The organism is Vibrio hibernica (assembly GCF_015223435.1).
Lineage (GTDB): Bacteria > Pseudomonadota > Gammaproteobacteria > Enterobacterales > Vibrionaceae > Vibrio > Vibrio hibernica.
This window is the reverse complement of the sequence record NZ_VHKO01000013.1, coordinates 47,919-69,022: the sequence shown is the minus strand read 5'-3', so window position 1 is coordinate 69,022 and position 21,104 is coordinate 47,919. Positions and strand designations below refer to the sequence as shown.

The 21,104-nt window shown below is 40.8% G+C and carries 17 protein-coding genes; 8 read left to right on the top strand and 9 right to left on the bottom strand.

Going from position 1 to position 21,104, the window contains the following annotated elements:
• Window positions 1–227: 227 nt before the first annotated feature.
• From hemG to FH976_RS07610, 3 genes are read right to left on the bottom strand one after another with little or no spacing between them, the layout of a single operon-like run.
• Window positions 228–752, bottom strand: coding sequence for a menaquinone-dependent protoporphyrinogen IX dehydrogenase (hemG, locus tag FH976_RS07620; RefSeq protein ID WP_194090282.1), 525 nt, complete (start codon window positions 750–752; stop codon window positions 228–230).
• A 2-nt stretch (window positions 753–754) separates the two neighbouring features.
• Window positions 755–2,212: a TrkH family potassium uptake protein gene (locus tag FH976_RS07615; protein WP_194090276.1), complete on the bottom strand. Its 1,458-nt coding sequence runs from the start codon at window positions 2,210–2,212 to the stop codon at window positions 755–757.
• Between the two features lie 54 nt (window positions 2,213–2,266).
• Window positions 2,267–2,881 carry a YigZ family protein gene (locus FH976_RS07610; RefSeq protein WP_194090275.1) on the bottom strand — a complete coding sequence of 205 codons (615 nt, stop codon included), beginning with the start codon at window positions 2,879–2,881 and terminating at the stop codon, window positions 2,267–2,269.
• Between the two features lie 278 nt (window positions 2,882–3,159).
• Between FH976_RS07610 and fadB the strand changes: the two genes are divergently transcribed.
• Together fadB and fadA are read left to right on the top strand one after the other, a co-directional pair.
• The gene (gene fadB / locus FH976_RS07605) at window positions 3,160–5,325 is read left to right on the top strand and encodes a fatty acid oxidation complex subunit alpha FadB (RefSeq protein WP_194090274.1); all 2,166 of its coding nucleotides are present in this window, start codon (window positions 3,160–3,162) and stop codon (window positions 5,323–5,325) included.
• A gap of 37 nt (window positions 5,326–5,362) precedes the next feature.
• A complete protein-coding gene (fadA, locus tag FH976_RS07600) occupies window positions 5,363–6,529 on the top strand; it encodes an acetyl-CoA C-acyltransferase FadA (RefSeq protein WP_194090273.1) in 1,167 nt (388 codons plus the stop codon).
• A gap of 84 nt (window positions 6,530–6,613) precedes the next feature.
• Here fadA and FH976_RS07595 read toward each other — a convergent pair whose 3' ends face one another.
• Window positions 6,614–9,133: a class I adenylate cyclase gene (locus FH976_RS07595; protein WP_194090272.1), complete on the bottom strand. Its 2,520-nt coding sequence runs from the start codon at window positions 9,131–9,133 to the stop codon at window positions 6,614–6,616.
• Window positions 9,134–9,389: 256 nt separating this feature from the next.
• On the opposite strand from FH976_RS07595, the gene hemC reads away from it, so the two are divergent.
• From hemC to zur, 5 genes are all read left to right on the top strand, one after another.
• Window positions 9,390–10,325 carry a hydroxymethylbilane synthase gene (gene hemC, locus FH976_RS07590; protein ID WP_194090271.1) on the top strand — a complete coding sequence of 312 codons (936 nt, stop codon included), beginning with the start codon at window positions 9,390–9,392 and terminating at the stop codon, window positions 10,323–10,325.
• Window positions 10,326–10,327: 2 nt separating this feature from the next.
• Window positions 10,328–11,086 (top strand): uroporphyrinogen-III synthase, encoded by a 759-nt coding sequence (locus tag FH976_RS07585; RefSeq protein ID WP_194090270.1) that lies wholly within the window; start codon window positions 10,328–10,330, stop codon window positions 11,084–11,086.
• On the top strand, window positions 11,076–12,191 hold the full coding sequence (locus FH976_RS07580; protein ID WP_194090269.1) for a uroporphyrinogen-III C-methyltransferase: 1,116 nt from the start codon (window positions 11,076–11,078) through the stop codon (window positions 12,189–12,191). The genes FH976_RS07585 and FH976_RS07580 overlap by 11 nt, the downstream gene beginning before the upstream one ends.
• Entirely contained in the window at window positions 12,191–13,375 is a 1,185-nt protein-coding gene (locus tag FH976_RS07575) for a heme biosynthesis HemY N-terminal domain-containing protein (protein WP_194090268.1), read from the top strand. Before FH976_RS07580 ends, FH976_RS07575 begins: the two co-directional genes overlap by 1 nt.
• Before the next feature lie 106 nt (window positions 13,376–13,481).
• Window positions 13,482–13,940, top strand: coding sequence for a zinc uptake transcriptional repressor Zur (gene zur / locus FH976_RS07570; RefSeq protein ID WP_407701636.1), 459 nt, complete (start codon window positions 13,482–13,484; stop codon window positions 13,938–13,940).
• A 114-nt stretch (window positions 13,941–14,054) separates the two neighbouring features.
• Here zur and pgi read toward each other — a convergent pair whose 3' ends face one another.
• The 5 genes from pgi to FH976_RS07550 all read right to left on the bottom strand — a co-directional run bounded on the left by pgi (window position 14,055) and on the right by FH976_RS07550 (window position 19,788).
• Window positions 14,055–15,707, bottom strand: a complete 1,653-nt coding sequence (gene pgi / locus FH976_RS07565; RefSeq protein WP_194090266.1) for a glucose-6-phosphate isomerase — start codon at window positions 15,705–15,707, stop codon at window positions 14,055–14,057.
• Between the two features lie 328 nt (window positions 15,708–16,035).
• A complete protein-coding gene (locus tag FH976_RS15870; protein ID WP_228767369.1) occupies window positions 16,036–16,554 on the bottom strand; it encodes a hypothetical protein in 519 nt (172 codons plus the stop codon).
• A gap of 228 nt (window positions 16,555–16,782) precedes the next feature.
• Window positions 16,783–17,250, bottom strand: a complete 468-nt coding sequence (locus FH976_RS15865) for a hypothetical protein (RefSeq protein ID WP_228767368.1) — start codon at window positions 17,248–17,250, stop codon at window positions 16,783–16,785.
• 21 nt (window positions 17,251–17,271) lie between these two features.
• Window positions 17,272–18,351: an alanine racemase gene (gene alr / locus FH976_RS07555; RefSeq protein ID WP_194090281.1), complete on the bottom strand. Its 1,080-nt coding sequence runs from the start codon at window positions 18,349–18,351 to the stop codon at window positions 17,272–17,274.
• A gap of 42 nt (window positions 18,352–18,393) precedes the next feature.
• Window positions 18,394–19,788, bottom strand: coding sequence for a replicative DNA helicase (locus FH976_RS07550; protein ID WP_194090265.1), 1,395 nt, complete (start codon window positions 19,786–19,788; stop codon window positions 18,394–18,396).
• A 159-nt stretch (window positions 19,789–19,947) separates the two neighbouring features.
• Here FH976_RS07550 and FH976_RS16090 point away from each other — a divergent pair, with 159 nt between their 5' ends.
• Window positions 19,948–21,066, top strand: coding sequence for a DUF481 domain-containing protein (locus FH976_RS16090; protein ID WP_324187415.1), 1,119 nt, complete (start codon window positions 19,948–19,950; stop codon window positions 21,064–21,066).
• Window positions 21,067–21,104: the final 38 nt, after the last annotated feature.

The following is a 21,104-nucleotide window of genomic DNA, read 5'->3' as shown; positions in this document are numbered from 1 at the left end:
CCGATTTGATTGAGCGTGTCAAACACTTTCTGCAATCTTTTTTCGTTACCCTTTTGAAAAGGTTGTGACCTCTGACTCGTTGCTGCCGTTAGGCTGTGTGCTCCGTGTCAGTGAGGTCGCATTATAGAGATCAAGTTCACATTGGCAAGGGCTTTTTTCAATTAATTTTACTTTATTTACTGTTCGCGCAAAAAACGCACTAAAAACGTTATATTTGATGCTTTTCTCTACTTTTCTTTTATTTGAGCAGCAAATTGAGATACTTTTTCCCAGTCTGTATATTCAATTTCTTTACTGGTATCGGTTTCCCCTCCTGTCATGCTCATAATAAAACGAATCATTACTCGGTCTAACCAGCGATAACGCGGATAATAAAGCGCTCCCGCAAACACACCTATATATATTGGTTGCCACGGAGATTGCTGTAAAAACTTTTGGATATAGCTACTGCCTTCAGGCGTGTCCTTTCCTTCTTTACGCGCAGTAAGATTGACGCTATAGAAGAAGGATTTCATATCTTGTAATTGCTGAGTGTTATTTTTAATAAAGTTATATAGGTTTTTATTAAAGTGCCCGTAACGAATTGATGCACCTATGATAACTTTTTTATACTTTGTTAAATCAACTTCATCGGCCTCAATAATGTTCATCAACTCACAATCATCGAACCCTAGTTGATTAGCGATATGATTGGCAATTTTATGAGTTTGTCCATCTCGGGTTGAATATAAAATAAGGTATGCTTTCACAATGATTAACTCTTCCAAAATGTAGGGGTGAATAATATCAGTAACGTAAATACTTCTAATCGGCCAAATAACATAGAAACGATTAATACCCATTTTGCACTATCATTAATGTTAGCGAAATGAACGGAAACGGCTCCTAATCCTGGACCAAGATTATTTAAAGTCGCTGCTACCGCAGAAAAAGCACTCAATTCATCCATACCAGAAGCAATGACCCCTAACATACATAAAACAAAAACCAGTGCGTAAGCCGAGAAAAAGCCCCAAACCGCATCTACGACTCTCTGCGACAACACTTTACCTCCAACCTTAATTGGATATACCGCTCTAGGATGTACCAAGCGCTTTAATTCGCGGCCACCTTGCAAGGTAAGTAAAAGGATACGAATAACCTTCAATCCACCACCAGTTGAGCCGCCACAACCACCAATAAAAGAAGAGAATAGTAATAGTACAGGTAGAAATAATGGCCACTCTGAAAACCCCGTGGTGGTAAAGCCTGCGGTTGTTGAGATAGATACCGTTTGAAATAATACTTCGTCAAAGGTTTCAAATGTTGTTAATTCACTTTTGTGAGCCAATAAAATAACAAAGCACAATAAAAACAACATTAGCTGAATGAAAATAAATGCTCTAAATTCCGGATCTCGCCAATAATATTTTGGATGTACTCCACCAGACGCTAAAGCAGCAAAATGGAGAGAAAAGTTACACGCTGAAATAAGTAAAAATATCACCGTGATCATATTAATGATCGGACTATTAAAATATCCCATGCTCGCATCGTGAGTAGAAAAACCACCTATAGCAATAGTTGCGAAGCTATGGCAGATCGCATCAAACAAGCTCATTCCAGCTAACCAAAATGCAGTCGCGCAAGCTATCGTTAAACTTAGATAGATGTACCACAGTACTTTGGCCGTTTCTGCAATGCGCGGTGTCATTTTATTATCTTTTACTGGGCCAGGTATTTCGGCTCTATATAGCTGCATGCCACCGATACCTAAAATAGGTAAGATCGCGACCGCTAACACAATAATACCCATGCCACCAAACCATTGTAGAAATTGTCGATAAAACAAAATGGCTTTAGGCAGCTCATCCAATCCAACTAATATTGTGGCACCGGTTGTAGTTAATGCTGAAAAAGATTCAAAGAAAGCATCCGTAATCGATATATTAAGATCAGAAGCTAATAAGAAGGGTAATGCGCCAGCACTGCCAATAACAACCCAAAATAACACCACAATCAAAAAACCATCGCGAGATTTGAGCTCTTTCTTTTGATCACGATTAGGAAGCCAACATCCTCCTCCACACAATAACAATACAAGAAAAGTTATTATAAAAGGGACGCCAGCACCATCTCTGTATAAAAAGGCAACCAATGCAGGTGTTAGCATAGTTAAGCTAAAAAGAGCCAACAATAAACCAACGATACGAATAATTGAACGAAATTGCATATAAAATAATGAAGGCTAGCTTCTAAATTCCTTTAATAAAAATAGTTTCTAACTCTAAAGCTCATGAATTTTCACTCTTGCGCCCGATTGATTAATTAACATCTGTCTAAATGAAGTCAACTTTCTTTTATCGATTTCAACAACTAACCGAATACGATCACTAAAATCGGCCTCCATTTGAAATGCTTGATATTTCGCTACCATTGATTGTACTAAAGGCATTTCGGCGTAGTCTAACTCTAGGTGTATTTGAGCGGTGATTTTCTTTTCAATTGTTTGAAGTTGCTTTAGTGCTTGCTGAACACCACCCCCGTATGCTCTCACTAATCCGCCCGTGCCAAGCTTTATTCCACCCGAATAACGAGTCACAACAGCCGTTAACTCACCGACACCCGAGCCTGACACTTGAGCTAAAATAGGCTTTCCCGCCGTTCCCGAAGGTTCACCGTCATCACTAAAACCCCATAATAATGAATCTTCTGCCCTCCCTGCCGCAAAGCCCCAACAATTATGACCAGCATTAATGTGCAAACTTTTAATCTGAGCAATAAATATTTTGGCCATTTCGATACTTGGAGTATGAGCGAGATGGGTAATAAAGATACTTTTTTTAATTTCTTCTTCAAATACAACGCTAGCCAAAGGAATGAGATAAGGATGGTCGTTCATAGTACTTAACAGTTAAAAATTGTTAGATGAGTTTAACATAAATCAACCGCTTACTCGTTCACAGAATGACCGCGCGCACAAAAGTTAAACATATGTTTGAAAAATGTATTGCAGTTAACATTTGACCGATCAACACTAAAAGAACCTGGTCTAACCAGAGAACAACTATAATGTATTTGCTATAGCCCATCCAAAACGTCAGGTTGCTTGAAGTCATCCAAAATGGCAAAGCGGTAATGAGCTATCAGCAACACCTTTGTTCGTCATGGAGATAAACAATGATTTACCAAGACTCGTCCTTATACGTGAAAGAATTACAAGATGGTATTGCACAGCTTATTTTCAATGCTGAAGCATCTATCAATACCCTTAATACCAAAACTCTTAGCGCCTTCAGTGATGCACTCGATGCCATTAAGTCGAATGATAACATTCAAGGTTTGATTATCTCATCGGACAAAGATTCATTTATTGTAGGTGCAGACATTAAAGAGTTTTTAGGTTTATTTGCAAAGCCAGAAGTTGAGCTTGATCATTGGGTAAAATATGCCAACGATATTTTTTGTAAACTAGAAGATCTTCCTTTCCCTACCCTATCAGTCATTCGTGGCTTCGCCTTAGGTGGTGGTTGCGAATTGATTCTATCCACCGATCTTCGTATTGGTGATGCCACTGCAGTTATTGGCTTACCTGAAACCAAGCTTGGGATTATTCCTGGGTTTGGCGGTACCGTTCGTATGCCACGTGTGATTGGTGCAGATAACGCGATGGAATTAATCGCCACCGCAAAACAGTTACGCGCCGATGAAGCGATTAAAATTGGTTTGCTTGATGCCATTATCGAAACCGAAGCACTGCAAGCTTCTGCTATTAATACTATTCAGCAAGCTCAACAAGGTAAAATTGACTGGCAAGCACGCCGAACTCAAAAAACCTCACCGCTATCACTGAGTAAAATAGAATCTTTAATGAGCTTCACTATGGCAAAAGGCATGATTGCCCAAAAAGCAGGGCCACATTACCCAGCGCCAATTGCTTCGGTTAAAGCGATAGAAGAAGCATCAACTTCCAGTCGTGATGCAGCTCTAGAGATTGAACGTAAATACTTTATTAAAGTGGCCCGAACTGAAGTGGCTCAATCACTGATCGGGCTATTTTTAAATGACCAATATATTAAAGGGTTGGCTAAAAAATCCACTAAATCAGCCCCGAAAATTAAGCGATCAGCGGTACTCGGCGCTGGGATAATGGGTGGAGGTATTGCTTATCAATCAGCATCTAAAGGCGTGCCAGTCTTAATGAAAGACATCGCTCAACCCTCGCTTGATTTAGGTATGACAGAAGCATCAAAACTTCTTAACAAACAACTCGAGCGCGGCAAGATAGATGGATTTAAATTATCAAAAATTATCGCTTCAATAACGCCTAGTCTTCATTATGCGGGTATCGAACAAGCAGATGTAGTGGTCGAAGCCGTTGTTGAGAATCCAAAGGTTAAAGCCGCTGTATTAGCCGAAGTCGAGACTTATGTTGCAGAAGGCGCGGTATTAGCTTCGAACACATCAACGATTCCAATTAACTTACTAGCAAAATCCGTAAAACATCCAGAAAACTTCTGCGGTATGCACTTTTTTAACCCTGTACACCGCATGCCTTTAGTAGAAATCATCCGTGGTGAACACACTTCAGATGAAACCATTGATAAAGTAGTGGCTTATGCAGCTCAAATGGGTAAATCACCAATCGTAGTCAATGACTGCCCAGGATTCTTTGTTAACCGTGTATTGTTCCCATACTTTGGAGGATTTAGTCTATTACTGCGTGATGGAGCTGATTTTACACAAGTTGATAAAGTAATGGAGCGTAAATTTGGCTGGCCGATGGGACCTGCGTACTTGCTAGATGTTGTTGGGCTGGATACAGCTCATCATGCTCAAGAAGTAATGTCACAAGGTTTTCCTGAGCGAATGGGTAAAAATGGTCGCGATACCATCGATGCTTTATATGATGCCAATAAACTTGGGCAAAAAAATGGCAGTGGCTTTTATACTTACTCCGTTGATCATAAAGGCAAGCCAAAGAAAACTTTTGATAAAAGCGTACTCAGCTTATTTGAAAGCATCACAGAGAACAGTCAAAGTTTCTCGGATGAAGACATCATAAATCGCACCATGATCCCCATGATTAATGAAGTAGTACTATGTTTGCAAGAAGGCATTATTGCCTCACCGCAGGAAGCTGACATGGCACTCGTTTATGGGTTAGGTTTTCCGCCATTCCGCGGTGGTGTATTCCGTTACTTAGACAGCATGGGCATTCAAGCTTATATCCAATCGGCATCTCAATACCAAAATCTTAGCCCGATGTATCACGTTCCTGAGTTATTACTTGATATGGCAGAGAAAAATGAAACTTTTTACTCAAACCAGCAAGTGGCCGTATAACGACTTTGGATAAGCGATCAGTTTAAGGAAAATAAAAATGAATAATGTAGTAATTGTTGATTGTATTCGAACGCCAATGGGCCGCTCAAAAGCAGGAGCCTTCCGCCATGTTCGCGCAGAAGATTTATCCGCGCATTTAATGAAAGGCATTTTAGAGCGTAACCCCAACGTTAATCCTAAAGAAATTGAAGATGTGTATTGGGGCTGTGTGCAGCAAACACTAGAGCAAGGCTTTAATATTGCACGCAATGCTGCATTACTTGCGGGCATTCCAAAAAATGTTGGCTCTGTCACCGTGAATCGTTTATGTGGTTCATCCATGCAAGCATTACATGATGCTTCACGTGCAATCATGGTCGGTGATGCTCAAATCTGCTTGATCGGTGGCGTTGAACATATGGGGCATGTACCGATGAATCATGGTGTGGACTTTCATCCAGGATTAGCTAAAAACATAGCTAAAGCATCTGGCATGATGGGACTTACCGCAGAAATGTTAGGTAAAATGCACGGTATTAGCCGCGAAGATCAAGATGCTTTTGGCGCTCGTTCACATCGCCGTGCTCATGCTGCTACCATTGAAGGGCGATTCAAAAATGAAATTCTACCGATTGAAGGCCACGCACCTGATGGTTCATTAACTCTATTTGACTATGACGAAGTGATCCGCCCTGAAACCACAGTAGAAACTTTATCTCAACTACGTCCCGTTTTTGACCCAGTCAATGGCACCGTAACAGCTGGTACATCATCGGCACTTTCTGATGGGGCCTCTGCCATGTTGATCATGAGCGAACAAAAAGCTAAAGAATTAGGCCTTCCTATTCGTGCTCGCATTCGCTCCATGGCCGTTGCTGGTTGCGATCCGTCGACCATGGGTTACGGTCCAGTCCCTGCCACGAAAAAAGCACTTCAACGTGCAGGCTTAAGCATTCAAGATATGGGCATGATTGAGCTCAATGAAGCATTTGCAGCCCAAGCTCTACCATGCGCTAAAGATCTTGGCATACTTGATGTGATGGAAGATAAAGTCAATCTTAATGGCGGCGCAATTGCACTTGGCCACCCACTCGGTTGCTCTGGCTCTCGAATTTCCACCACCTTAATTAACTTAATGGAAAGCCACGATGTACAATTTGGTTTGGCCACAATGTGCATAGGATTAGGACAAGGTATAGCGACCGTATTTGAGCGAGTAGACTAATCGAGTCACTTAATACTCGTGACATAAAAAAGGCTTCTGATTATTAATTCAGAAGCCTTTTTCTTTCTATTCTGCCACCATTTATTACGAAACATTCGCCTCAGCATTGCAAGGTGATGAGGAGCCATTACTACGATAAGGCACTACATAGCTCTCACCCTCGCTCGGATGAATCACTTGGTAATATTGTGGTAAATTAAAATTGCACTTTGTCCCTTCATCATTAGTATTTGTGGTGTAGAAACGATTCACATTGCGGACCATATCGTCTTTATTACCATCAAATTGACGATAAATTTCCACGCGATTTTCTTCATCTAACACATAAATATTGAAGCCATCCGCATCATCTTCAAAAAAGAATTGGATTAAACCTTCACTGGCAAAACCATCAACCACATCTGGCGGTGGAAGTTCTTGATTCTTACCGACCACCAGCACCGCGCCTTGTAGCTTATTCGTCGAAATGCTGCTGTAGAAATCAATCGAATTTTCTAGCTTCATCACCGAGACACCACGGCGCTCAAAGAATAAGCCATACATCTGATCGGCTACTTTTAGCACTTTGAATCGACGGCGTTTTTCATTTTCCACAGGCTTCAATCTAAGATCAATACACTCAGCTAGCAATTGATACACCATGTTACGCATCATGCCGCTCATATTTTTGCTATAGCAGAAAACATCTACTGATTCTGGTTGCCTAGCATCTTGATGCATCTTACCTAGAATAGTTTTCAAGGTATCGATAATCGCATTTTGACCAGAGAAATGCAGCGTTCTCACTTCATGCCACGAGTTACGATAAACCAAGTCTACACTGGTCACTAAACATTTTTTCTCATCCGAAAAACTAAAAATATCCACATGTTTCTGATCGCCTTTCAGCTGACTGGCTTTTAGATTTACGGTTGGATCACTTTCTAAATTAATAAAAATAGAAAGCTGACTCACTTCGCATGGGCTACCTAACGCTTGCATTGTTGGTTGGCGCTTACGTAGAGAAAAGGTATTACGTAAATCGCTCACCATTTGATACAACTTATCCATATCAAGCTGCGCATGACGAACAACAGCATCAAGATGAGTGCCTTCCGTAATTAAGCCATTAAAAAATGACCATGCGACTAATTTACTTAAATACTGATTATGCTCTAGTGGCGCTTGACCCAGAATCTCATAAGGATCAAGTGCATGTTTATATAGATACCAACCAGCCGGGTTCGTTCTTCCTTCTGGCACTTGGATAAAGGTTAAATTAGGTTCGTGTAAATCTGGAGAAATTTGAGAGTTAAGTAATGTCACCTTACCCGGAAGCGTTTCAAATGCCGCATAAAGTTTACGCGCCAGAATACTAATATCTTGAGGACTGATAGCCGAAGTGATGTCATTGCGACGAGCAAATTGAATAAGATTACGATAACTCAGCATTAAGGCATCAAGTAACTCATGATGCACTTGTTTCACTTGTTCAACTTTCCAGTGGCGACGATTATCCAGTTCTTGAATAAGAGCGTTAGACCATCCCCAATCTGACACTAAATCTTGCAATGCTGAATGACGCCAAGCAACAAAATGATCCCCAGCCGGTCGAGATAATTTTTCATGGGTTTTCAAATAGAAGCAGCGACGAACTAATTCTAAGCGACGCTGATCGCCAATACGTTCAAGATAAAGTGTTACTTTTTCCAGCATTAAATAATAACTATCCATGCAATATTCTTTTTGCTCGCACGCAAAAAAACGACGCTTGGTATCTATACTTAATAATTGTGGATTTGGGTATTCCCACGAATAGGACTCAAGTAAAATAGCTTTTAATACTGATTTATAAGGAGAATCAATACTTTTATAGAGCTGCCATAAATTAGAACCAAAATACTCTTCAGCCGGAATATGGTGAAGTTGCCCAAAATCTATCCATTCAGAGCAATCGAGGTGTCCGCTATTGCAAAGTCGCTTAACGTAATCGTCGTAGCACCCTTCCATTTCTGGCGGCACAATTTGCCAAAGTAATCGTTGCCCAGCAAGTCGAACAGCAGAACGATAAAACTCATCTAACAATAGAAGATGCTGTGAAGACCCGCAGTTATCACCCGTCATTTCTTCCGATTGGTTCGAACGAAAACGGCTTTCATCCATCAAAAAGAAATTTGCCTCAACGCCAAAATCTTTCGCCCACTCCGTGATCGTTAAACATTTATTGCTGAGAAGCGTCCGATCAGCCAATAGCATATTCGGTGAAATACAAACCCAGATATCCAAATCACTTGAAGAGCTCTGCCCTACCGATGAAGTACTTCCCATCGTGTATAAAGCGAGAATATTTTCTGATACCAAATTCGAATTCAAGCTAGCAGAATCACAAGAAAATAGGTCTAGCATGAGCTGATGCTGCACATCACTTAACTGAAATTGAACAATGCCACAAGGCGCAGCTTTATCACAAAAGCCGGGTAATTGAGGGTGATTGAAATGCAATAAGGTTGGGATCAGCTGGAAAATTTGCTGGCTGGTTTTATCCATTAACGACAAAGCACGCTCAATCCTCAGAGAATTAAGCGTATCAAGCCTTTGAATTAATTTTTTGGTGTATGCCTGCAAGATAAATTCCTAGTACGACTATATGAATAAGATAACCTTGACGGAGATGAGCAGTAACAAGAAAAACGTGATCAATCTAACATTTTTTTACAAGCGGGTAAACATTATACAAGTTGATGACATCTACTACTTTAGTCGCCTGCCCCCTATTTCTATAGCATTTATGTTTTGACTTAAAAATGTATCGCTAAGAGTAAGAATTTTATCTCAGGAATGATAGGATGAGTCATAACAAAATCGATTAAAAAGGTTACTTATGTCAACAGCACCAATTCGTATCGCGACTCGTAAAAGCCCGCTAGCATTATGGCAAGCGTATTTCGTAAGAGATGCACTATTAAAAGCTCATCCAGGTCTAGAAGTTGAGTTAGTGACCATGGTAACCAAGGGCGATGTTATTTTAGACACTCCTCTTGCTAAAGTCGGTGGAAAAGGCTTATTTGTTAAGGAGTTAGAAGTTGCTATGCTTGAAGGTCGAGCCGATCTCGCGGTTCATTCAATGAAAGATGTTCCTGTCGATTTCCCTGAAGGATTAGGTCTGGTGACAATTTGTGAGCGTGAAGATCCTAGAGATGCTTTCGTTTCAAACACTTACTTAAATGTCGATGCACTACCTCAAGGCGCCATTGTCGGCACTTGTAGTTTGCGTCGTCAATGCCAATTAAAAGAGCGTCGCCCTGATCTTATTATCAAAGATTTACGTGGCAACGTAGGGACACGATTAGGCAAATTAGATGCAGGTGAATACGATGCCATCGTTTTAGCCTCCGCTGGATTAAAACGCCTAAAGCTTGAAGAGCGTATACGCAGCTTTATTGAACCTGAAGAATCTCTTCCTGCTGTTGGTCAAGGTGCAGTGGGTATTGAATGTCGTTTAAATGATGATCGCCTACGTAAACTATTAGAGCCTCTTAACCATCAAGATACCCAAGACCGAGTATTGTGTGAACGCGCCATGAATCTCACGCTTGAAGGCGGCTGCCAAGTTCCTATTGGAAGTTACTCCCTGCTAGATGGCGATAATATCTGGTTACGCGGTTTAGTCGGAGAGCCAGATGGTTCTATTATTATTCGAGGCGAAATTCACGGTCTACGTAAGGACGCAGAGCAACTTGGTATTACTCTAGCCAATCAATTACTCAACGATGGTGCCAAAGACATCCTTGAAAAATTGTACTCAGAACACGACTAAACATGACCGTTCTGGTAACTCGCCCAGGAGAGGATGGTGCTGACTTATGCCAAAAATTATCCACATTAGGCATAAGCAATTTGCATCATCCTCTACTTACCTTTATACAAGGCAGAGATGCCGCTTCCCTTCAGTATCATTTGAAAAATTGCCACCTAGTTATCGCAGTCAGCCAACATGCCGTTTATTGGGCGCAACATATCTTAAAGCACCAAAATGCTTCATTTCCGACTGCCCCGATTTACTTGGCTATTGGTAACAAAACGGCTCAATTACTACAGCAATATTGTGGAAAAACCGTCATATCTCCAAAAATTAGTGATAGTGAACACCTACTGGACTTACCAGCTTTGAAGTTAGTGAAAAATCGGCGTATTTTAATACTGCGAGGCAATGGTGGTCGCGAATTAATTTATCAAACACTACAGCAACGAGGAGCGGATGTTGATTACAGCGAAGTCTATCAAAGGGCTTATATTCCGATAGATGAATCCATCGTATACCCTTATTGGAAACAGCTAAATATCAAACAATTAGTGATAACCAGTGGCGACCAACTTAGCTACCTTATAACCCAAAGCTCAAATGATTTTAAACATTGGCTGACACAACGCGAACTTTACATTCCAAGCCAACGCATTGAACAAGAAGCTAAAGAATTTGGCTTTTCGCGTATAATTAACACAGGCAGTGCTGCTAACTCCATTTTATTGGCACACCTCAGTGGGAAACTTAATACAGGACGACAACATGACAGATAATAATTCGAATAAAACTGCCGTAGATAACGAAGCTCGCTCTTCCCACAATACTCACTCAACTAATGCTGACAAAAAAACAAAAAAACCAGGAACAAAGCGAGTCGCAGTTGTTATTATCTTGGCATTATTAGTTGCAGGTTCCATGGTTGCCTACGAGAGATATCAATATACTCAAAACAAAAAAACCATTGATAAACTGAGCGCTCAAGTCACTAACTTAAAAAGTAGCCTAAACCAACAGCTTGATGACAATAAGAACCAGCTAAAAAAAGACAATCAAAATCTAACTCATAGCCTAACCACCACCACTGAACAGCAAGAGAAAAGCATTAAAAGCTTACAGCTTGCCCTTGCTGATATTAAAGGTCGTAGTCCAAATGACTGGTTACTCGCTGAAGCCGATTATCTGACAAAGATGGCAGGAAGAAAGCTCTTTTTAGAACATGATATCGAATCAGCAACCCAGCTTATTCAATCAGCGGATCAACGTATTGCAGCGCTCAATGATCCAAGTTTGGTCGGTTTGCGTAAAGCAATTGCTAAGGATATTACCCAATTAAAATCCCTCCCGATCATTGATAGAGATGGACTGATTCTCAATCTAATCAGCTTGCAAGCCGAGGTTGATCAACTACCTTTAGCCAACTCATTGCTACCTAAAGAAGAAAAACAAGAAGAGATCGCGGTATCTGGCAATATTAATGATTGGCAAAGTAATTTAACCACGTCTTTGAAAGATTTTGCAGGTCATTTTATTACCTTTAGAACTCGTGAAGGAAGCGCCACACCGCTACTCACACCAGAACAGCACTTTTATTTCAAAGAAAACATGAAAGCGAAATTAGAGAGCGCTATTAAAGGCGTTTATTCTGAAAATAACGATATTTATCAAACCTCATTACAAGTTGCTCATGACTGGTCGAATAAATACTTTAATCAAAACTCGTTGAAAGTGCAGAAATTCGAACAAGCATTACGTCAATTGAAAGAGAAAGATATTACTGTTAATTACCCGATCAAACTTCAATCTCAAAAGCCATTAAACGATATCATCACCGAACGATTACGCCGTTCAGTTACGACCGTAGGTAAGGGAGATAAATAATGTTTCGATTAATTTTTCTATTTATTGTTCTTGGCCTCGGGTTATTTGTCGGCACTCAATTTTCAGACCAACAAGGTTATGTGCTAATTTCGGTTGCCGATACCACGACCGAAATGAGTGTGACCACTTTGGTCATTTTTGTGATTGCAGCACTTGCGGCTCTTTTTCTAGCTGAAAACATAATCAAACGCGGTTTACGGGCAACCAGTGTCACGTGGAATTGGTTCAGTGTGCGCAAACTAAAACGAGCTCGTCGGTACACCAATGAAGGCATCATTAAATTATTAGAAGGTGATTGGAAAACGGCCGAGAAAAAGGTCACTCGCTGGGCTAACCACCATGATATGCCACTGCTTTGCTATTTAATTGCTGCAGAAGCTGCTCAAGGCATGGGTGATGAAAACAAACGGAAAAAATATCTCGCCTTAGCGCTAGAGCAAGATAAAACGTCACTGGCGGTAGAAATAACACAAATTCGCCAAATGATAAGAAATAACCAATATTCGGATGCACATACCCACTTAGAAAAGCTAAAAGGCCAATATCCAAATAACACGATTATCCTTAATCTACTTAAAAAAACCTATCAACGGCTACGGTTATGGATAGCACTGGATGAGCTATTACCTAAATTAAAAAAAGCCAAACTCATACAAGATGAAGAATACCAATCTTTATACTACCAAGCTCAACTTGGTAAAATGGAAGAAGTTGGACAACAAAAAGGTACAAGTGGATTATTAGCGTATTGGAGCAACTTGCCGAAAAAGTTGAAACAAGATGAGCAAGTCGTCTATTTAATGATTAAACAATTGATGCTACATAAAGGCGATTCTGAGGCTTATGTTATATTACGCGATGTTTTAAAATCTTCAGCTTCCGAAAAATTACTGCCATTACTCACTGAAATTCAACTGCCTGATACTCACCCAGCGATTGTTTTACTTGAAGGTATTACTCTAAAAAATAATAACCATGCAGAAGCAAATAGTGCTCTTGGCCAGCTTTATCTAAGGGAAAATAAATGGGCAGAAGCTCAACACGCTTTCGAGCAAGCACTAAAACAACGAGTGAATATCTCCGACTACTCTTATCTTGCAGATGCACTAGAGCACCAAAATATGCATCAAGCTGCGGGCGATGTCTCGCGTAAAGCATTAAGTTTAATGACAACGGATAAATAAGCGGCTGGGAACCATCACTTTAGAGTACGTCGCTAAACTGATAAACCATCGCTTCTACTGTCGATACACAGATAATAACGACAATTAGTATCATCTCAATTTAACCATAAAGGCTCTTATTTTGAATAAACGCTTATTACAGCAAGTTCTTGAACGCTGCCAACAAAAAGGGGTTCGGTTAACCTCGCAACGACAACAAGTGCTTGAATTAATTTGGCAACAGAAAGGTTCATCCACCGCTTATGAATTACTGGATAAGCTAAAAGTTAATGAACCTCAAGCTAAACCCCCAACCGTTTATCGCGCACTTGAGTTTTTATTAGAGCAAGGTTTTATTCATCGAGTGGAATCCACTAATAGCTTCGTCTCATGCTGCTTTTTTGGTGATCATCCCCATGAGCATAAACATTTTTCGCACTTACTGATCTGCGATCAATGTGGTGATGTCAGTGAGTTACAAGACGATGATCTTATTGCTCTTTTGACTAAGAATATTGAAGATCATGGATTCACCTTAACCAACCATGTCATTGAAACCCATGGAACCTGTAAAAACTGTGTCTAGTTTTACTTATTCAATCGTGAGTTTGAGGTACAAAAAAGGTTGGCATATTCGCCAACCTTTTTATTAGGTTCAGTATTTAATAGATAATTTCTATCATAACAACTCCCCTAACGACTAAGCCTTGAACGCTTTAAAAGCGTTAATCAAACCATTCGTTGAGCTATCGTGTGAATCAACCGCTTTATTGTCAGCCAATTCAGGCAAGATTTGATTTGCTAGTTGCTTACCAAGCTCTACGCCCCACTGATCAAAGCTGAAAATATTTAAAATTACACCTTGTACAAAGATCTTATGTTCGTACATAGCAATCAAGTTACCTAATGTTCGAGGGGTAATTTGCTTCACTAAAATTGAGTTTGTTGGGCGATTACCACCAAACACTTTAAACGCGACTAAGTCTTTCACTTCTTCTGCTGTTTTACCCGCCGCGGCAAATTCAGCTTCAACGGTTGCTTTACTCTTACCAAAAGCAAGTGCTTCAGTTTGAGCAAAAAAGTTAGACATCAATTTCTGATGATGATCACCCACTTTATTATGGCTAATCGCTGGAGCAATAAAGTCACAAGGAATTAATTTTGTTCCTTGGTGGATCAATTGGTAGAAAGCATGCTGACCATTAGTTCCTGGCTCACCCCAAATAATAGGGCCAGTTTGATAATCGACATCATCACCATTGCGATCAACACATTTACCATTTGATTCCATATTCCCTTGCTGGAAGTAAGCAGCAAAGCGGTGCATATATTGATCATAAGGAAGAATCGCTTCAGACTCTGCGCCATGGAAGTTGTTGTACCAAATGCCAATTAACGCCAAGATCACAGGAATGTTGCTTTCAAATTCCGTTGTTGAAAAATGCTTATCCATTTCATGAGCACCTTCTAATAGCTCAACAAAATTATCAAAGCCAACCGCAAGCGAAATAGATAAACCAATCGCCGACCAAAGCGAGTAACGTCCACCAACCCAATCCCAAAATTCGAACATATTGTCGATATCGATACCAAACTCAGACACGGATTTTGCATTAGTTGAAAGCGCCGCAAAGTGTTTCGCGACATGCGCATTATCACCCGCTTCTGCTAAGAACCAATCACGCGCCGTATGCGCATTCGTCATCGTTTCTTGAGTCGTGAAGGTTTTTGACGCCACCAAGAATAGAGTTGTTTCAGGGCTTAATCCTTTCAAGGTTTCTACGATATGAGTACCATCGACATTAGAGACAAAATGCATATTTAAACGCGTTTTGTTGACCGTCAATGCTTCAGATACCATATATGGACCAAGGTCTGAACCACCAATACCAATGTTAACCACATCGGTAATTTCTTTACCTGTGTAACCTTTCCACTCGCCCGATACGATACGGTTAGTGAACGTTTCCATTTTTTTCAATACCGCATTGACCGCTGGCATCACATCTTGACCGCCGACCACAACCGGAGTGTTACTGCGGTTGCGTAATGCCGTATGCAGTACTGCGCGACCTTCTGTCTTATTGATAGTTTCGCCACTAAACATCGCATCGATTGCTGATTTTAATTCTGTTTGTTCAGCCAAAGAGAACAAGTGAGTCAATGTCTCTTTGTCGATCAGGTTTTTTGAGTAATCAACCAGAATATCTGAACCAAATTTAGCTGAAAATTCAGTGAAGCGTGCATTATCTTGCGCAAACAAGTCAGCCAATTCCATATCTTGTGCACTTTCGAAGTGTGCGGTTAACGCTTTCCATGCCTGTGTCGTAGTTGGGTTAATATTTTTCAACATAATGATGATCCCGATGTGTGTTGGATTGATTAACATCTATCGACAAAATATCGATAAGATGTCCCCCCCGATTAAAAATCTTCTGATCTAATATTTTTGATCTAATGATAGGTTTAGATCATTAGATACAATTTCGTACTGCCATCCCCCAACCAAAAAATGATTGGCTCGAAGTACTTATTCTATAACTAAATTATCGCAACGATTTTTATTATTAGTATTGCGCTATATCAGTTATCGCCCTTTTACTTAATATCAAAACAAGATTGCTGAAACTGAAGAGTAATGACCAAGCTAAATCAAGCCCTCTAAAAGGGTTGGTTTACCATCAAAACACGCTCTCTTCACTGCTCCAAGCCATTTCAGTTCGAACCACTATGCCTTCAATCTGAAAACGGCTTGCCCCACCAAAACTAGAACGCATGTCTTGATGAAGTGTTGCTAAGTTATACTCATCGGCAACACGGCCAACATCGGTAAACACAACCCATTGCCACCAAGGGACATTGTATAAATCAAATATTGGCCAATTTTGCAGTGGTTGCCAATCAGGCATCACTCGATATTCAAGGCTGTAATTAATCGCCGCTTGTCCAGTAAATCGTCCGCCAGAAAAAGCTCGCTGACGATACAAGCCACCTAAACGAACCCCTGCATATTCAGGAGGTCGATTCTCATTGCCAGAAGTACCGTTATCCCAGCTGGGTGTACCTGCGGTATAAAAATCAAAGGCCAATACTTGCTTATTAAAAAGGGTACCAAGTGCCCCTAAGTCCCAAAACTGACTATTTTGAAACTCCCACGTAGACCACGGATTATCGTTGCCAATATCCGGAGCGTAGGTCAATGCTAATTGAGTACGTGAACCCGTCGTGGTATTTCGAAGAGTATCTCGGTTATCCCAATCCGCTCTCAGTTCAACTCCCCAAGTCGATTCTGGTTCAAAACCATCATAATCATCGAGGTGACGGCTCTTATAAAAAGGCTTTATCCATAATGTTGAAACGCCGCTTTCGAGAGGGTTGGCTGACGTAATATCTCGGGTCGTTGCATAGCCCGCTGCTCCGCCTAACTTTTAGCCCAAGCCGATAGGTAAAACATAACGAAAAGACGCCTGTAAGCGTGATTCTTGGCCGTCAGTGATAACCGAATCTTTAAAGTGAGAATCATTACTCGAATTCACGCCTAAATAATAATCGTAATCTTTAAATTGAGCACTGTAACCATCAAAATTAAATAACCAACTCTCCGAAACTTGGTAATTATAACCACCAAGGTAAGTCATGTAGCTTCCTTTATCAGATACGAATGCCGCACCAAGTAAAGCAGCTTGTGGCTGACCCGCTCCTTTTAATAATCCTGCTGCGCCAATTGAATTACCAATACTGTCTGAAACAAAACCAAAAGGGACCACTTTGAAATCGGAATACCAAGATGACGTTTTATCCTTGCTGTCAGAAGACAAGTCATCGGCATAAATAGAAAAGGAGAAAGGAAAGTTAACGATCAAAAACGATAACACTACTTTCCAATGAAATTTCATCCATTTAAATATCATGTATGATTAATCATGGTGACAATATTTTAGTATCACTCGCCCTGTCAGCTGAGTGACCAACTCATAAGCAATCGTACCGATATGTTGTGCCACCTCTTCGACAGGCAATGCCTCCCCCCAAAAAATGGCCTCATCACCCACTTTCTCTTGACTGTCTGGGCCAAGATCAACCGTGATCATATCCATCGACACTCGACCAGCTAACGTCACTTTTCGACCATTGACCAATACAGGCGTCCCATTTGGCGCGGTTCGAGGATAACCATCCCCATACCCCATCGCAATGACCCCAATTTTGCTATCTCGCGTAGAAGTCCACGTCGCGCCATAACCAACACTTTCACCGGCTTTGATATCACGCACTGCAATTAAATGAGAAGTTAACGTCATCACCGGTTGGAAGCCTAATTGTTGCGCGTTGGAATCAGAGAAAGGAGAAATGCCATACATAATGATACCAGGGCGAACCCAATCAAAATGACTATCTGGCCAAGATAAAATACCCGAAGATGCCGCTAAAGAACGAGACCCTTTAGCATCAGTAAGCGATTTAAAAACGTCAATTTGTTCGGCGGTAACGGGGTTATCAAGCTCATCTGCACAACCAAAGTGACTGATAAAGCACAGTGGCTTTTGAACATTATTACATGCCGTTAAGCGCTCAATAAAATGCTGAACATGATCAGGGCGAACGCCTAAACGGTGCATACCCGTATCAATTTTTAGCCACACAGTAATAGGTTTACTTAAACAGGCTTGTTCTAAAGCAAGTAACTGCTCTTCACAATGAATAGCGGTTTGTAAATCATAAGATGAAAGAATATTTACATCATTCGCAGAATAAAAGCCTTCTAATAACAAAATCGGTTTTTCGACCCCTGCCGCGCGTAATTCAAGCGCTTCTTCTAATCTAGCAACCCCGAATGCATCAGCATCCGTGAGGCTTAATGCAACAGGAACAACACCATGACCATAAGCATTGGCTTTAACAATCGCCACCGATTGACTAAAGGGGGCTTTGTTCTTAACCTTCCGCAAATTAGATTGCAGTGCATTTAAATTAATATACGCGGTTGCTGCTTGCATCAATTTCATTTCAGTTAATTGTTTCTCATTCATTGGACTGGATTACTCATCATCAAATGCTGGTCCCGCATAATTATCAAAACGAGAATATTGCCCTTGGAAAGTCAGACGTACTGAACCAATCGGACCATTACGCTGCTTACCAATAATAATTTCCGCAATCCCTTTCAATGCGCTATCTGGGTTATAAACTTCATCACGATAAATGAACATGATTAAATCCGCATCTTGCTCAATCGCACCTGATTCACGCAAATCTGAGTTAATTGGACGCTTATCCGCTCGTTGCTCCAAGGAACGGTTGAGCTGAGAAAGCGCCACTACCGGCACATTAAGTTCTTTCGCTAGCGCTTTTAACGAGCGTGATATTTCGGATATTTCCAAGGTACGATTATCTTTCATACCCGGCACTCGCATTAATTGGAGGTAATCGACCATGATCATGGAAAGGCCACCGGTTTCACGTGCAACTCGACGAGCGCGAGAACGTAAATCGGTCGGTGTTAGACCAGAACTATCATCGATGTACATATTCTTTTTCTGCATCAGAATACCCATCGTTGATGAAATACGCGCCCAATCCTCATCATCAAGTTGACCAGTACGGATTTTAGTTTGATCAACGCGAGAAAGTGAAGCCAGCATACGCATCATTAATTGTTCCGCGGGCATCTCTAGTGAGAAGATCAAAACGGGCTTGTCTTGATCCATCGCCGCATTTTCACATAAGTTCATAGCAAACGTGGTTTTACCCATTGATGGACGCGCTGCCACAATGATCAAATCGGAACCTTGCAAACCTGCCGTTTTCTTATTTAAGTCAGCAAACCCAGTATTCACACCCGTCACACCATCTTGTGGTGATTTATACAATTCTTCGATACGCTCAAGCGTTTTTTCTAGAATATTATCAACCCCTTGAGGGCCTTCATTTTCCGTTGTGCGCTCTTCTGCAATGGCAAAAACTTTACTTTCCGCCATATCGAGCAAATCAGCCGAACTACGCCCTTGTGGATCGTATCCAGCATCAGCAATTTCATTAGCCACACCGATCAAACTTCGAACCAAGGCACGCTCGCATACTATGTCGGCATAAGCATTGATATTGGCAGCACTTGGGGTGTTTTTGGCTAGATCGGCAAGGTAAGCAAAGCCTCCTACCGACTCTAATTCTTCACGCTGTTCAAGATGTTCAGAGAGAGTAATAAGATCCAGAGGTTGGTTATCGTCTAAAATCGCTTTAATCGCTGCGAAAATAGAACGGTGTGGTCGGCTATAAAAATCCTTACCCACAACCTTTCCAGAAATAGAATCCCAGCGTTCATTATCAAGTAATAACCCACCTAAAACTGACTGTTCTGCCTCTAAAGAATGCGGGGGCACTTTAAGCGCGTCGACTTGAGCGTCTACGATTTTTCGAGTTTGATTGTCTGCCATGGGATCACTTCATTGAAAACTATAGCCAGCCATTATAACGGAGTGTATGGATTTGTAAGCACACTATTGAATAAAATAGAAAATTAACTCGCTAATGACTGCACTATAATTATACTCCGTTATAATTGTGAACTTTTACTCATTTAGGTAAGCAAATTCGTGCAAAAACGTATATTACCGCTGTTATTTTTACTCTGTAGCGCCAATAGCTACAGTGAGGAATCAGCGACAATATCAACGGATGATAGTCAACCTCAAACGCTTCCACTTTCTGGTGCTCCTCAAAGTGCGGATATTGCCGCCTCTGAAACGCCTGAGCTTAAAGAAAGTAACGCGGAACAGACCAAAGAAGATACGCAAAGTAAGCCAGATCAGCCTCAAGAAATCACCTTTGAAGAGCCGGAATCTGCCGAAGCCCCAGAAACAACAGAGCAAGATAAAACACAGCCAAATAAAGATGACACTAAAGATCCTAAAACGGCTGAAGAACAAAAGGCCAAGGAAGAAATAGAAAAAAGCGAAGAAGCAGATTCAGAGGTGGATGATGCTGCAATCTCTAAATTATTGAATGAGAATAGTGATGGTAGCGTTCAGGAAGAAGAACCGTCACCTTGGGAATCAGAGGTAGAATTCGGTTATCGCTCCGAACAAGGCAATGAAGATAAAAAATCATTAAATGCTCGCGTTTCAATTTCTTACATCAAGGGTCGACTTCGTAATACTGGTGAAGTCAAAGTTTACATGAAAGATAAAGATGGTGAGGAGGACGAACGAGATCAAACCTATCAATTACAAAGTGACTATAAGTTAAGTCCCAAAACCTACCTTTACGGAAACTTTAAAGGGATTACCTCTAAGTACAAATCTTATTATCAAGATTATACGGTTTCAACTGGCTTTGGTTACCAAATCACCAATACTGATACTTTAAAAATAGAAGCAGAGCTCGGCCCGGGTTACCGCTATCAAGAACCCAATACCGATGAAATTGATGATGACGATCCTATCTTCCCAGATAATGTCCAAGAACCTATTATCCGGGCTAATTTAACCGCTCTTTGGAAACCGTTTGAACGTATTGGATTTAACTTTGATGGAACGGTGGTAACGGGATCGAGTAATACACGTTTTGATACTGAAATTAGCATCATTAATAATATTACCGAAAGCATCGCTTTGAAAATTGCACAATCTCGCCAGCATTTAAGCCATGTTCCAAATAATTTAGAAAAAACGAATAGTACGATCACGATCAATATCTTATTTTCCTTTAAATAATATCAACCAGAGATCCCAATCGATAGACGAAAAAAAAC

Excerpts from the sequence above, each read along its gene's own strand:
- FH976_RS15865 (WP_228767368.1), bottom strand. The coding sequence starts at position 17,250 with ATGAAATTTCATTGGAAAGTAGTGTTATCGTTTTTGATCGTTAACTTT.
- pgi (WP_194090266.1), bottom strand. The coding sequence starts at position 15,707 with ATGTTGAAAAATATTAACCCAACTACGACACAGGCATGGAAAGCGTTA.
- FH976_RS07585 (WP_194090270.1), top strand. The coding sequence starts at position 10,328 with ATGACCGTTCTGGTAACTCGCCCAGGAGAGGATGGTGCTGACTTATGC.
- FH976_RS07550 (WP_194090265.1), bottom strand. The coding sequence starts at position 19,788 with ATGGCAGACAATCAAACTCGAAAAATCGTAGACGCTCAAGTCGACGCG.
- fadB (WP_194090274.1), top strand. The coding sequence starts at position 3,160 with ATGATTTACCAAGACTCGTCCTTATACGTGAAAGAATTACAAGATGGT.
- FH976_RS07610 (WP_194090275.1), bottom strand. The coding sequence starts at position 2,881 with ATGAACGACCATCCTTATCTCATTCCTTTGGCTAGCGTTGTATTTGAA.
- FH976_RS07615 (WP_194090276.1), bottom strand. The coding sequence starts at position 2,212 with ATGCAATTTCGTTCAATTATTCGTATCGTTGGTTTATTGTTGGCTCTT.
- alr (WP_194090281.1), bottom strand. The coding sequence starts at position 18,351 with ATGCAAGCAGCAACCGCGTATATTAATTTAAATGCACTGCAATCTAAT.
- FH976_RS07575 (WP_194090268.1), top strand. The coding sequence starts at position 12,191 with ATGTTTCGATTAATTTTTCTATTTATTGTTCTTGGCCTCGGGTTATTT.
- fadA (WP_194090273.1), top strand. The coding sequence starts at position 5,363 with ATGAATAATGTAGTAATTGTTGATTGTATTCGAACGCCAATGGGCCGC.
- hemC (WP_194090271.1), top strand. The coding sequence starts at position 9,390 with ATGTCAACAGCACCAATTCGTATCGCGACTCGTAAAAGCCCGCTAGCA.
- FH976_RS07580 (WP_194090269.1), top strand. The coding sequence starts at position 11,076 with ATGACAGATAATAATTCGAATAAAACTGCCGTAGATAACGAAGCTCGC.